Raw genomic sequence first — 13412 nt, 5'->3', positions numbered from 1 at the left:
ATATTACGCCCTCGCCGCTCGCGGCGGGTAACAGACCACAGGAAGCCTATGAAGCACCATCCCGAACGAGAACAAATTCGCCTTGAAAATGTCCTGCTGGCGCTGGGCAACCCTATCCGTCTTGATGTAGTGAAAAGCCTTGCTGAACAGGGTGAACAAGCCTGCGGTACACTGCGGCGTGATGTGGCGAAATCCACCATGACTCACCACTGGCGCGTACTGCGCGACAGCGGCATTATCTGGCAGCGCCCACAAGGGCGGGAAAATTTGATTTCATTGCGCCGGGAAGACCTGGATGCGCTGTTTCCCGGCTTACTGGAAACGTTACTGAAAATTATTTAACCCCAGGTTTTGCCCCCTGAACCCGCACCTGCAACTGGTGGCGTTCATTGTAGAAACGGCGATATGCCAGGTACCCGGCCAGAATGGTTGAAAGACTCGCTGTCGATAACAGCATAAACGTCACCATTATTTGGTATTTAATCGCTTTTACCGGGTCGATACCGGCAAAAATCAGCCCGGACATCATGCCAGGCAAGCTCACCAGCCCCACCGTTTTTGCTGAATCCACCGTGGGAATCAGCGCGGCACGAATGCTGTCGCGAATTAATTGCGCCGAAGCCTGTTTCGGGGTCGCGCCCAGGCTGAGCATTTCCTGAATGCGCTGTTGCTCTGCCGAAAACCGTTGCCCAAGGTTGTTGTAGCACAACCCCACTGCCACCATTGCGTTACCGGCAATCATTCCGGAAATCGGGATAACCTGCATGGGCACAAAGGCAATCGACCCGGTAAACACCAGCACACTGAGCGTCAGCACTGCCCCACCGGTAATCGCCACGAACGAAATGACAAAGGCCTTATCAATATATTTACTGCGCTTTTTGGCATTCCACGCCGCATTCAGGCAGATAAATAACACCATCAGTACCGTCAGCAGTGCATGGTTGACATCAAATATGTATTTCAGTACATAGCCAACGGCCACCAGTTGTACAATGGCGCGGGCAATGCTCCACACAATATCCCGCTCCAGGCCAAGCTTTTCTTTATTGCTGATAACAATCGCAACCACAACCAGCACCAAAGACAGCGCCAGCGATTCATTGGTAATGTTATGCTGATTCATGGGATCCCTCCTGTTCACTCTGTTCCTTAAGGCGCGCCGGCAACGTAATTACATCGCCCAGTTCACGCAGTTCGCTGGTGTCGTGCGTCACCCATAACACGCCCAGGTGTTGTTCTTTCACCAACCCGGCAATCAGCTTATGTACTGTCTGTTTGTTCTCTTCATCCAGCGCACTGGTGATTTCGTCCAGCAGTAATACTTGTGGCAAAAATTGCAGGTTACGAATCAGAGAAACACGCTGCTTTTCCCCACCAGATAACGACTGTATTGATTTTTCCAGGGTATCTTCCGCCAGGTTTACTGTTGCCAGGTCGGCGCGTAAACGGGCTTTATCCGGCTTTTTCTGGCGCAAAACCCAGGGAAACGCCAGGTTGTCATACACCGTGTCGCCAAACAGAGCCGGGGTTTGGGTGCAATAACCCACAGCCTGGCGCCAGGCTTCCGGCGTAAACGCGTCACTGGCACGCCCGTTCAGTACCAGCGTGCCGCTGTCAGGTGTGAGTAAACCACCAATGATTTTCAATAAAGTGCTCTTGCCGCACCCGGAAGGGCCGGTGATCAGGCGGCATTCACCCGCCTGCACCTCAAGGGAAATGTCGGCCAGAATAGACTGGCTACCGGACTGATAACTGACATGCTGCACCGCCAATAAAGGAGAAGACGCCATTTTTCACCTGTTTTTACTGATGTTTTTCATCAGTATACTCGTGGTTTCAGGCAAAATCCCCAGCTTATCAGCAGGCCAAAATAACCAGGTTACACCCGCTGGACCCGGTATTCCTCAACCAGTGCGGCATAATGCGCCTGTTCTGTTTTAATGCGTGTGGTAATGGTCGCCGGCGAGTCATAAACCGGTTTTAACGAGCTCGAGCGTAATACTTCAAGGCAGTCGTAACTGACTATCAGGTTTTGCATCGCTGCCTGCAGGGGTTTCGCAATGCTGTCTGGTGTCCCGGCAGGCAGAAACCAGCCATACCAGCCCGTCAGGTTTATTTGGGGAATGCCCTGCTCACGGCAAGTGGGCACATCCCAGCCCGGCACCCGAAACTGGCTGGTAACCGCAATGGGGCGCAAAATACCATTGCGCATTAACCGCGCGCCATTACCACCAATCAGAAATGCGGCGGCCAGGTAGCCTTCCAGCAAATCGTCAATAATCATGGACGTTCCCCGGTATACCTGGGGTTGCAGCGCCACCCCTTTTTCCCGGCTAAGAATTAACTGAGCCATGTTGCCTGGCGAACCAAACTGAGTAAAACCAATATTATTGAAAGAGGGGTTTTTCACTACCCAGCGCAGGTAGTCATCAAGGCTTTTTACCGCCGGGTCGACAACCGGGCCAAGCGCCATAAACAAGGCATATTCACCGGTAATTGCCAGGGGAATAAAATCGCGCTCAGGGGAATAAGGTAACTGGCGGTACAGTGAGGGAAACGCCGTCATTTGCGGCGACTGCGCCAATAATATAGTGCTGCCATCTCGCGGAGCCTGGCACACATAACGCATGGCGCGAATACTGTTTTCGCCCGGCATATTTTCTATTTGCCAACTGCGCTGCGGGTAATAATTGGGTAACAGGGCCAGTATTTTTTCACCCAACTCTGTTCCCAGGCCGGTACGCCCGTAGCCAAATACCGCTCGGTTTGCTGCCCCTTTTGGGTCAGTATGCGCGCCGCTGGCCATCCGGGGTAACAGCATTGACGCGCCAAGTCCTAATAATGCCCTGCGAGATACTGCCATAGCGTTTCCTTGTTAGTCGGTATTCAAACACGGCGAATCTGGTAGCTGTCCACCATGCTGGCGTAATAGTCCTGTTCTTCTCTGATACGCTCCCGAATAGCCTTAGGTGTTAAATCCACGGGTTTTAGCGAATAGCGCGCAAGTACCTGCTGGTAATCACGGCTTTCCAGCCCGGAATGAATGGCATCATGCAACGGCTCGTACACTCTGTCTGGTATGCTTGCCGGGGCAAACCAGCCATACCAGCCATTAATATCCATATCCGCCACACCCTGCTCACGGCAGGTAGCGACATTTTCCCAACCTGGGTGGCGTTGTTTACTGGTCACCGCCACCGCCCGTAATTCACCAGAGGTATAGCTCTCAGGCGAATTGCCGGCAATCACCAGGCCTGCGGATAAATAGCCACGGCGCAGGTCATCAATCATCATGGATGAGCCATAATAGGCAACCGGCTGCAGCGCGACTTCTTTGCTGTGCGCAATAATCGCCTGAGCCACCTGGCCGCTGGAACCATACTGGGTAAACCCAAGGTTGCGGTATTCAGGGTTTCTCAGCACCCACTCAAGGAAGCCATCCAGCGTTTTCACCTCCGGGTCTACCAGTTTCCCCAGCGTCAGTAACAGGGTGTATTCCCCCATAATCGCCAGTGGGCGGAAATCCGCCAGTGGGTCATACGGCAGGGAACGGTAGATGCTGGGCAGTAGCGTCATTTGTGGCGACTGCGCCTGCAGCAGCACAGATCCATCGCTATCCCCCGTTTTTACGGTTTCCACCGCTCTGAGGCTGTTATCCCCTGGCAGGTTGACCAGGTGGTAACGGTTTTTGTCATAGGTTTGGGCAATCAGCGCAATCATATCCTCGGCCAGCACGCTGCCAATCCCGGTACGGCCGTACCCAAACACCAGTTCACCTCTGGTTGTGGGCGCAGTTGCCCCATAACTCAGAAAAGGGGCAGCCAGGCAGGCTGTTGCCCCGGCTACAAATGCACGTCGGGTTAAACTCATCGTTCACTCCTTGGCTAACCTACTGGTTAAGCTCAGCAATAACGATTTGCCATACTCTTCGCCCGATCCGCGTGATCAGGCTTTCCGGTGCCAGGGGCAGAACCACATCACCTTGTAAAATCTGTTGCCCGGCGTACCGCTGGTTATCCAGAGTAAATGCTATACGGTGCATCGCCACCAGCGGAATGGCTTCACCCTGCTCCCCTTTTAGCGAATCAATTTTGCCGCCCCACAGCGAACTTAACGCCGGGGGAGCAATAAACTCAGCACTGCCCGGGTCAAGGCGCGCAATACGTACCGCAACGGCTGGCAGCGTAGGTGCGTCAGGGATAAATTTCCCCGTAAGGCCCGGCTTTAACCCATTGATATAGCGCTCATCCACATACCCGCTCACATCCCAGTGTTCGGGCTGTACCACTCTGGCAAGGACTTGTGACGGGTCCACCCACTGGCCCACAGCCAGCCCTGGTTTCAGGTCAACCACTCGCCCGGCAACCGCCGCGCGCCAGGTAAGCTGCTCCCGTTGTTTCTCAAGGCCCGCCAGGTTATCCCGCGCCTCTTCCAGTTGCTGGCGCAGTACCAGCGTTTCCACTTTCTCGCTGTCTGAACCGCCAATTCGGTCGAGGCGAAATTGTAATAAATCGCGGTTAAGCTCCGTTTCCTGGTAACGAAATGTGAGTTCCGGTGAGCGAAACTGCATGACTAACTGCCCGGCAGTCACCTGTTGGCCGTCGCGCACGGCAAGGTGCACCAGCTGGGCATTTTCCGGCACCGTAATAGGTTGCTGCACCTGATAACTGGCAATTGCCGGTACATTCACTGATGCAGGTAGTGGCACAATAAACACCCCGACACCCGCCAGTAACAACAGCAACAGAGCAGCGCGGCGCACGGGGTGTAAGCGCTGGCGATAACCGAGGCTGGTTTTTGTCATTTGCACCACAGGCACTAACACATAATGCACAACAAACCAGGCGAAAACGGCAAGCCCCAGTGCCGGGAACAGAAAATGCCAGGCAAAATAGCCAATGCCCAGCACCAGTGAGCGCTGGTAAATAAATACCAGCACACCGTAGCAGGCCATCAGTTTCACCCGCGCGCCCTGCAAAGGCTCTGGCGGCGCGACAACCTTGCCGAATAGCAGGCGGTAGCCGTAGTAACGCATCAGCGCGAAGGCGCGTGGCTGCAGGTTTTCAACTCGCAATAAATCACTGAGAAAGTAATAGCCATCAAACCGTGCCAGCGGGTTCAGGTTCAGTGCCAGTGTAGTAACCCAACTGGTGGTTGCCACCACAAAACAGACCCCGCGCAGCGTGCCCGGGGGGAGCACCGCCCAGGCGGCGGTTGCCAGCCCGGCAACCAGGCTTTCGGCAATAATGCCGCCCAGCGCTATCCACATCCGTTTATGAGGGTTGGTTATCATCTGTGCCCGGGTTAAATCGGTATACAGCAAGGGGAACACCAGGTAGACAGCCACCCCCATTTTGCCGGGCATCGCCCCCTGGCGCAGTGCCACAGCGGCATGGCCCAGTTCATGGCAAATTTTCAGAACCACCAGCGCCACACCGAAACTGACCATGGCGGAGGCCGTAGTAAACTGGTGGAAAGTTGCCAGGTAGCTATCCCACTGGCGGGCCACCAGCCACACACCACTCAGCGTGAAAGCCCCCCATAAGAACCACAAAATAGCCCACACACCGGGGATCCGCATGCTGGCAATAAACTGCAACATGGGCACCGGATCCCACAACGGAACGTGGATCATCCGTGGTGCTGAAAGCAGGCGGGATGCGGATGCACTGACCAGGCTTTCCCAGGGTTGCCCGCTCACTAACCGGTGCTGTTGCAAAAACTGGACGAACGCCCGGAACTGCCCGGTATCAAGGGTTTCTCCCTGCGCGGCAAGGGTTTGTTTCAGGTCACCCAGGGTGCGGCAATTTGGCCGGGATAAAAACAGTAAATCTTCCTCGCCAATACGGAAGAACAGATGTTGCCAGGGATCATACAGTTGCCAGTCGCCCGGGTGTTCACCGGGTTGCAGGCGAATATCCTGGCGCAGGCTTGGCAGAGTTTGAGTGTCGTCACTCATGGCTACACCCCCGTGTGCTGGCGCACCCAGGCGATGGGGCGGCGTAAAAGCTGGAACCAGAGTGGCACGGTTTCACTGTAAACCCGTGCCGTTCCCCGGGCGCCAATTCGCGGGTAGCCTTCACCAGGTTGCAGGTCTGCCAGCAATACATAGCTGCTGATACCTTCCGGGGTGGTTTGCGGGGTATAACTGTAGCTACTCAGCGAGGCATGCCAGGCTTTCATCGGCGAGCTGTCGAGAAACAGTGTGACATCACTCCCCTGTTTCAGCGGGATATTGTCTTTCAACGGCAGGTCAATACGGAACTGGATACGGTGCGGGTCTGCGATTTGCATAATCTCTTCCCCTACCCGCACTGGTTTGCCTTCCCACTCCCGCTTGTTGGTGAAAATCGCCACACCATTAACCGGAGCAGTCACCCGGGTGCGCTGGTACACATCCGACATGTACTGGTAGTTCACCTTTGCCAGTTGGTATTCGGTACCGGCAACCGCCATTTCTGCCCGCGCATCCGGGTCATCAAAGGCGGCGCTGTTCACCTGTTCACTGCGCGCCTCGGCCACCGCCAGTTTTCGCCCGGCGACCACCATTTCGTTATAAGGCTTTAAATCTTCAAACTGCAGCAGTGCGTCACCCTGTTTGACCGGGCTGTTGGGCTCGACACGAATCTGGCGCACCACGCCTTCAATTGGTGCCGTCAGCCGCCACGGGTCGCGGGCCACCACTTCCACGGGGGCTACCACACTAAGCGGTACGGGAATAAACCCACAGGCAACCAGTAGCAGTGGCACGGCCCAGAGCAACGGTTTGAATCGGTGCGACCCGGTCGCCAGACTGTGTTTACCTTCCAGTGCCAGCCAGGCGTGGGTATAAGTGCCGGCAAGGCGTTGCGCCAGTGAGAGCTCGGCAGGCAAAAAAGGCTGCTGGCTTCTCAGGCAAACCAACCCGGCATCAACCTGGCCACTCTGCCCAAGCGGTATCCACATTCCATAAGGCAGCGCATGGTTTTTGAGAACAGGCAGGTCACTTTCTGCCAGCGTAAAAATATGGCTCTGCTGTAGAGCCTTGCCACGCACATGCAGGTACTGCTCCATTGCCAGTAACAGGGGTGACTTGCGGTCAGCCTGTGGGATATCTGAAACCTGAATGATTTTTAACCGGCCACTGAAGCGGTGGCGCTGGCAGACCATGGCCTGCTCAAAAGGCAATAATTGCCGGGTGGCATTCACCAGGTGTACCAGTAGCAATGGGGTGTCGGGCAGTTTACGAATCGCTTCTTCAAACTGCAGGAGCTTGAGCGCCTGTAAAGCCAGCCCCTGGTTGGCAGGCGTGTGTTGTTGCGACTGGCTGGCCGGGTTCTCTTTTGCTGTGCTTTGCCCGGTATCACTGGTTTTTTCCGGGCGCAGTGGTTCCACTTTCTGGCGCATATTAATCATTAGCCGCCTCCCTGCCTTCAGTGAACGCCACCCTGCCACTCATACCCGGGGCAAACTGCACGCTGGCACCGTCTTCGGTATCCAGCACACCAATCACCTTGACGGTTTTACTCACGGCATCAATTTGCGGCAAAACGCGGGTGATATGCCCGGTGCTGGTGCTGTGGCTTTCCTGTGCTTCGAAAGTAAATTCACTCCCGGGGTGCAACCAGGTCAGCCAGCCTGAAGGCACGATAATATTGAGTTCGAGTTCACCCGGGTCAACAATGGTCAGCAACGCCTGCCCGGCAGAAACCGCTTCCCATGGCGCGACTTTCAGCGCCTGTACCTGCCCGTCAAAAGGTGCACGGATTTCGCAATAACTCACCTGGATTTCCAGGCTTTTGGCCCGGGCCAGTGCTTTGCGGTATTCCCCTTCGGCGGCAATCAGGTCGTAACGGCCCACGGACTGGAATTTATCCAGTTCGATATTGGTATCCCAGGCACTTTTCTTCACCCTGACCTCCTGGCGTGCAGCTTCGGCTTCAGCACGCGGTAGAGCACAGTTAAAACTGACCAGTAAATCTCCCTGGCGGAACGCCATCCCTTCCCGGTAAGGAATCTGTTCGATTTGCGCCGCCAGCTCAGAAGACAGCGTGGCTTCGTGCACTGCCCGTAAAATACCCTGAGCCTGCTGGGTTTCCGCCCGGGCAAAACCCGGTGTCGCTACGCCAGCCAGACTTGTGATTCCCAAAAATGCGCAATAGCCAATAAGTTTTCTCATTGTTTTTGGTCCTCCTCCCTGACCAGTTGCGGAAGGGTGGTGATCTCTTCGGTCCAGTACTCCTGCAATTTGCCCGCAATAACCGCTACAGATTCTTTATCGGTATTCCCCAAATCAAAGCTGTCGATACCCATCGAGGCGTATAAGTTCGCATAGGCATTCTGTAAATCCGCGTAGGCGGTGTCATAACGCACTTCATCCAGAATGGATTTCATCTCTACCTGTACCAGATCTTTCTGGCTAATCATGCGGCCTTTAAACCCGGCTTCAGTCAGGGTTAAAATACGTTCCTGCACTTCATGGCCCTGGCGTACCGTATTCAGTTCCTGAGACAGGCGGATAAAACGCGCCCGGGCAACATAAATCTGGGTCAGAATCGCCATCACCAGTGCATCTTCCCGCGCCTGAATCAACCCGGCTTCTGCTTTTACTGCATCACGCTCCAGTGGGTAACGGAACAGGCTCATCAGATTCCAGCTCACAGAGCTGGAAAAGTTGCTCCAGGTGTTGTTGTACAAATAACTGTTGCTGTCGTAGTTCAGGCCCAGTAACGCTTTGAATGACGGCAGGTTTTGCAACAGCACCTTATCCAGTTCACGCTCGTTAATCCGTTTGCGGTAACTTGACTCACGCAGTTCCGAGCGGTATTTCAGGCCAATCAAAATCATTTGTTCCGCCGAGCCCGGTAACTCCGGCACCACCGCGGTACGGTCTGGCAACACCAGCCTGAACGGGGTTTCCGGCTTCAGGTTGATCAGTGCGGCAAGTTGTTTTTTGGCGAAAAACAGTTCACGTTGCATGCGCTGAACGTTGGCCTGTATTTCCAGCAAATCATGCTGGTAATTCAGTACACTCAGTGGCGCGACATTGCGCCGTTTTTCCAGTTGCGCTGCCTGCCACAATGCTTTTTGTGCCATCGCTTCAAGTTTGATGAGCTTTTCGTGAGTACGGTCGGCACTCACCGCCCGCCAGTACGCGGTACGCACATCCTCCAGAATTCGGCTTACTACCTTGCGCCGCCGCTCCTGGGCAATATATTGCTCATCAATGTTTTGCTTGCTCTGCACCCAGGAAAGCCCGAAATCCAGGATATCCCAACTGGCAGACAGCTCACCGTTCCAGGTCTGGCGGTCTGACGAAGTCGAAGACTGGAGCGATTCGGTGCCATCCAGCAACGAACGGCTACTGGAGCCCGAATAGTTGTTACGCCAGTTGCGGCCACCACCGACATCAAAAGCAGGCATCATGCCCAGCTCGCTGACATCACTCAGTTTTCTTTTCCATTCTTCATCCATCAGTTCGATGCGCTGGTCGAGGTTATATTTCAGTGCCCGGGCCATGGCTTCATACAACGAAATGGGGCCACGTACCGGTTCATTATCCCCCACCAGTTCATTGATCCGGTCATAAGCACGCCAGGCCTGTGCATCAGAATCAATGGGTTTTTCAGTTACCGTACATCCAGAAAGCATGAGCGTTATCCCTGCCAAAACCAGACTTGCACGTTGTGTTATTGTCACCATCTGCCACCATTAACTTAATGCGCGAATCAGTTCCCTCAATGCCAGTTGTTCACGGGAAACAATGGCCTGCACCTGGTCAGAGGCGGTTGGCTCCGGCAATGCCGATGCAAACAGGTCGTTAGTTTCAGGGTTACCGAGCCCGGCCAGCGCGTTATTACCGCCCAGCGGTTGCGGTGAAAAAATTTCTGGTACATCAAAACGGCTGACCATTTGGCGAATCACTTCATTTGAATTGGTATCCAGGCCGCTGAATAACCCCAGAGACTGCACCCCGGCGACCGCCTGGCTTCCCGGTGCGCCGCCAAACAGTTGCGCATTCCCGCTCAGGCCTTTAATGGCATTAACCGCATCCAGTAACACCGGGTCATACTGCCTCACCGTAAGGGAGAAATCGGGAGGGCTGGCGCTCTGTTCGGGAACACGGAAGCCGTTATCTCCCGGCACAAAGAATGTTGTGGTTGCAGGATTACTGGTGTTGTTATTGCCGTTATCTGTATTGCCGTTACCGGGAGGTGTGGTATCCGGACCTATGGGGCTGACAGGCAACGGCGCCACACGAACCGTCAGTACTCCGGTTGCCAGCCCGCCATTGCCATCATTGACCTGGTAAGTCACGGTATCTGTTCCGCTGAAACCCGCGTTGGGGGTATAGGTGAGCGAGCCATTGGCATTCAACAAAACCGTGCCATTACCGGCTGTTGCACTGGCCAGCGTCACCCGGTCACCATCAGGGTCCTGGTCATTTGTCAGTACATTCACCGTCACCGGGGTATTTTGCTGAGTGGATGCATTGTCCGGTTGAGTCTGTGGCAGGTCGTTAACCGGTGTGACTACCATCGCCATTGAGCCAGAGGCAAAGCCACCTTTGCCATCACTCACCATCCAGGTCAGGGTGTCAGTGCCATTAAAGTTGGGCGCAGGCCGGTAGGTTAACGAGCCATCGGGGTTAATCGTCACTGTGCCATGGCCCGCACTGGCGGTAGTGACACTCAGCGGGTCGCCATCCACATCGCTGGCAGCACCCAGCACATTCACAGTAACCGGGGTATCTTCCGCCGTGGTGCCACTGAGGTTGCCAGTCACGGGGTTATCGTTTACCGATGTGACCGTAATAGTCAGGCTTCCTGTCGCGCTGCCACCCTGCCCGTCGGCAAGTATCCATGTCACGGTATCGTTGCCGTTATAGTCGGCATTCGGGGTGTAAGTAATAGTGCCATCGGGGTTGATGGTAACCACACCATGAGCGGCAGAAGCGGCGACCACCACCAGGGCATCGCCATCCGGGTCGCTGCTGCCTGCCAGTACATCCACGGTTAATGGTGTGTCTTCCTGGGTGACTGCCGCGCCATTGCCGGGTACTGGCGGGTGGTTAATTGGGGTGACAACCAGTGCCAGTGTGCCCGTGCTAGTGCTGCCCTGGCCGTCGCTTACCGTCCAGGTCACCGTATCAGTGCCGCTAAACCCGGCGTCAGGGGTGTAGGTGATGGTGCCGTCCGGGTTGAGGACAACAGAACCATGTGAAACTGCCACACTGGCAAGTGCCAGCGTATCGCCATCCACATCGCTGCCATAACTCAAAAGATCCAGTATGACGGGCTGGCCTTCACTGGTGGTTGCCTGGCCACTACCCGCGACCGGTGCATCATTAACCGCCGTAACCACAATAGCGGCTGTTCCGGTAACCAGCCCGCCATGCCCGTCGTTCACTATCCAGGTCAGTGTATCGTTGCCGTGGTAGTTCGCGTTTGGGGTATAGGTCAGTGTGCCGTCCGGGTTAATCACCACCGAGCCATGAGCCGCAGTTGCAGCAGTGACGGAAAGCGTATCGCCATCCGGGTCGCTGGCTGCTGCCAGCACATTGATGGTGAGCGGCGTATCTTCGGCGGTGGTCTGGGGAGCGACCGTTCCTGCCTGCGGGGCGTCGTTTACTGCCGTCACAGTGATGGCGATGGTGCTGGTCACCGTGCCACCGTTACCGTCGCTAAGGGTATACGTAATGGTATCGCTGCCGTTGTAGTTGGCGGCTGGCGTATAGGTGATTGTTCCGTCGCCGTTAATGGTGACTGTGCCGTGGCTCGCGCTGGCGGTGCTGACGGCCAGGCTGTCGCCGTCCGGGTCCGTCGCCCCGGCCAGTACATTCACCGTCACCGGGGTGTCTTCGGCAGTGGTTTGCGGTGCTATGGTGCCCGCCAGCGGCGCGTCGTTCACCGCCGTAACCGTGATGGCAACCGTACTGGTGACCGTGCCGCCTTTACCGTCGCTGAGGGTATACGTAATGGTATCGCTGCCGTTGTAGTTGGCGGCGGGCGTATAAGTGACCGTACCGTCGCCGTTGATAGTCACCGTGCCGTGGTCTGCACTGGCGGTGCTGACGGCCAGGGTATCGCCGTCCGGATCGGTAGCTGGTGCCAGTACATTCACCGTCACCGGGGTGTCTTCGGCTGTGGTCTGTGGTGCGACGGTTCCGGCCAGCGGCGCATCGTTTACTGCGGTAACCGTGATGGCAACCGTACCAGTGACCGTGCCGCCATTGCCGTCGCTGATTGTGTAGGTAATCACGTCGCTGCCATTGTAGTTGGCGGCTGGCGTATAAGTGACGGTGCCATCGCCGTTAATCACCACTGTGCCGTGCCCGGCACTGGCGGTGCTGACGGCCAGGGTATCGCCGTCCGGATCAGTAGCTGGTGCCAGCACATTGACAGTGACCGGGGTGTCTTCGGCGGTGGTCTGCGGTGCGACGGTTCCGGCCAGCGGCGCATCGTTTACTGCCGTCACGGTGATGGCGATGGTGCTGGTCACCGTGCCGCCGTTGCCGTCGCTGAGGGTATACGTAATGGTGTCGCTGCCGTTGTAGTTGGCGGCGGGCGTATAAGTGACCGTGCCGTCGCCGTTAATCACCACGGTGCCGTGCCCGGCACTGGCGGTGCTGACGGCCAGGCTGTCGCCGTCCGGATCGGTGGCTGGTGCCAGTACATTCACCGTCACAGGGGTGTCTTCGGCGGTAGTCTGTGGTGCGACGGTTCCGGCAAGCGGCGCATCGTTTACTGCGGTAACCGTGATGGCAACCGTACTGGTGACGGTGCCGCCATTGCCGTCGCTGAGGGTGTACGTGATGGTATCGCTGCCGTTGTAATTGGCAGTTGGCGTATAAGTCACCGTACCGTCGCCGTTAATCACTACCGTGCCGTGCCCGGCGCTGGCGGTGCTGACGGCCAGGGTATCGCCGTCCGGATCGGTAGCCGGTGCCAGTACATTCACCGTCACCGGGGTGTCTTCGGCGGTGGTCTGTGGTGCGACGGTTCCGGCAAGCGGCGCGTCGTTTACTGCGGTAACCGTGATGGCAACCGTACTGGTGACGGTGCCGCCGTTGCCGTCGCTCAGGGTATACGTAATGGTGTCGCTGCCGTTGTAGTTGGCGGCGGGCGTATAAGTGACCGTGCCGTCGCCGTTGATAGTCACCGTGCCGTGCCCGGCACTGGCGGTGCTGACGGCCAGGGTATCGCCGTCCGGATCGGTGGCCGGTGCCAGTACATTCACCGTCACCGGGGTGTCTTCGGCGGTGGTCTGTGGCGTGACGGAGCCAGCCAGCGGTGCATCGTTTACGGCGGTAACCGTGATGGCAACCGTACCAGTGACCGTGCCGCCATTGCCGTCACTGAGCGTATACGTAATGGTGTCGCTGCCGTTGTAGTTGGAAGCCGGGGTGTAGGTGACGGTGCCGTCGCCGT

The 13412-nt window shown here is 56.4% G+C and carries 10 protein-coding genes; 1 reads left to right on the top strand and 9 read right to left on the bottom strand.

Features of this window, described 5'->3' with window-relative positions:
* The first annotated feature begins 48 nt into the window (after positions 1 to 48).
* Complete coding sequence (locus tag DES37_RS03905) at positions 49 to 342, top strand: ArsR/SmtB family transcription factor (protein WP_036113737.1); 294 nt, start codon at positions 49 to 51, stop codon at positions 340 to 342.
* Here the strand turns inward: DES37_RS03905 and fetB are convergent.
* The 9 genes from fetB to DES37_RS25570 all read right to left on the bottom strand — a co-directional run.
* Positions 335 to 1126 carry an iron efflux ABC transporter permease subunit FetB gene (gene fetB / locus DES37_RS03900; protein ID WP_110024914.1) on the bottom strand — a complete coding sequence of 264 codons (792 nt, stop codon included), beginning with the start codon at positions 1124 to 1126 and terminating at the stop codon, positions 335 to 337. The two genes, DES37_RS03905 and fetB, sit on opposite strands and share 8 nt — an antisense overlap.
* Entirely contained in the window at positions 1113 to 1793 is a 681-nt protein-coding gene (gene fetA, locus DES37_RS03895; protein ID WP_110024913.1) for an iron efflux ABC transporter ATP-binding subunit FetA, read from the bottom strand. Before fetA ends, fetB begins: the two co-directional genes overlap by 14 nt.
* Before the next feature lie 89 nt (positions 1794 to 1882).
* Entirely contained in the window at positions 1883 to 2866 is a 984-nt protein-coding gene (locus DES37_RS03890; protein WP_110024912.1) for a Bug family tripartite tricarboxylate transporter substrate binding protein, read from the bottom strand.
* 23 nt (positions 2867 to 2889) lie between these two features.
* A complete protein-coding gene (locus DES37_RS03885) occupies positions 2890 to 3873 on the bottom strand; it encodes a Bug family tripartite tricarboxylate transporter substrate binding protein (RefSeq protein WP_036113723.1) in 984 nt (327 codons plus the stop codon).
* Positions 3874 to 3892: 19 nt separating this feature from the next.
* Entirely contained in the window at positions 3893 to 5962 is a 2070-nt protein-coding gene (locus DES37_RS03880; RefSeq protein ID WP_110024911.1) for an HlyD family efflux transporter periplasmic adaptor subunit, read from the bottom strand.
* A gap of 2 nt (positions 5963 to 5964) precedes the next feature.
* Positions 5965 to 7398, bottom strand: a complete 1434-nt coding sequence (locus tag DES37_RS03875) for an efflux RND transporter periplasmic adaptor subunit (protein ID WP_110024910.1) — start codon at positions 7396 to 7398, stop codon at positions 5965 to 5967.
* A complete protein-coding gene (locus tag DES37_RS03870) occupies positions 7391 to 8161 on the bottom strand; it encodes an efflux RND transporter periplasmic adaptor subunit (RefSeq protein WP_110024909.1) in 771 nt (256 codons plus the stop codon). Before DES37_RS03870 ends, DES37_RS03875 begins: the two co-directional genes overlap by 8 nt.
* Positions 8158 to 9633 (bottom strand): TolC family protein, encoded by a 1476-nt coding sequence (locus DES37_RS03865; RefSeq protein WP_072006997.1) that lies wholly within the window; start codon positions 9631 to 9633, stop codon positions 8158 to 8160. Before DES37_RS03865 ends, DES37_RS03870 begins: the two co-directional genes overlap by 4 nt.
* A 60-nt stretch (positions 9634 to 9693) precedes the next feature.
* The coding region (locus tag DES37_RS25570) for a cadherin-like domain-containing protein (protein ID WP_170123722.1) at positions 9694 to 13412 on the bottom strand (3719 nt) is incomplete at its 5' end.

The sequence above is a fragment of the Mangrovibacter plantisponsor genome, from assembly GCF_003182475.1.
GTDB lineage: Bacteria > Pseudomonadota > Gammaproteobacteria > Enterobacterales > Enterobacteriaceae > Mangrovibacter > Mangrovibacter plantisponsor.
Note: the sequence above shows the minus strand (reverse complement) of the source record. Positions and strands in the feature narration are given on the sequence as shown.

What these genes read in the sequence shown, in the direction of transcription:
- DES37_RS03905 (WP_036113737.1), top strand. Translation starts at nt 49, where the DNA reads ATGAAGCACCATCCCGAACGAGAACAAATTCGCCTTGAAAATGTCCTG.
- DES37_RS03885 (WP_036113723.1), bottom strand. Translation starts at nt 3,873, where the DNA reads ATGAGTTTAACCCGACGTGCATTTGTAGCCGGGGCAACAGCCTGCCTG.
- DES37_RS03880 (WP_110024911.1), bottom strand. Translation starts at nt 5,962, where the DNA reads ATGAGTGACGACACTCAAACTCTGCCAAGCCTGCGCCAGGATATTCGC.
- fetB (WP_110024914.1), bottom strand. Translation starts at nt 1,126, where the DNA reads ATGAATCAGCATAACATTACCAATGAATCGCTGGCGCTGTCTTTGGTG.
- DES37_RS03890 (WP_110024912.1), bottom strand. Translation starts at nt 2,866, where the DNA reads ATGGCAGTATCTCGCAGGGCATTATTAGGACTTGGCGCGTCAATGCTG.
- DES37_RS03875 (WP_110024910.1), bottom strand. Translation starts at nt 7,398, where the DNA reads ATGATTAATATGCGCCAGAAAGTGGAACCACTGCGCCCGGAAAAAACC.
- fetA (WP_110024913.1), bottom strand. Translation starts at nt 1,793, where the DNA reads ATGGCGTCTTCTCCTTTATTGGCGGTGCAGCATGTCAGTTATCAGTCC.
- DES37_RS03865 (WP_072006997.1), bottom strand. Translation starts at nt 9,633, where the DNA reads ATGCTTTCTGGATGTACGGTAACTGAAAAACCCATTGATTCTGATGCA.
- DES37_RS03870 (WP_110024909.1), bottom strand. Translation starts at nt 8,161, where the DNA reads ATGAGAAAACTTATTGGCTATTGCGCATTTTTGGGAATCACAAGTCTG.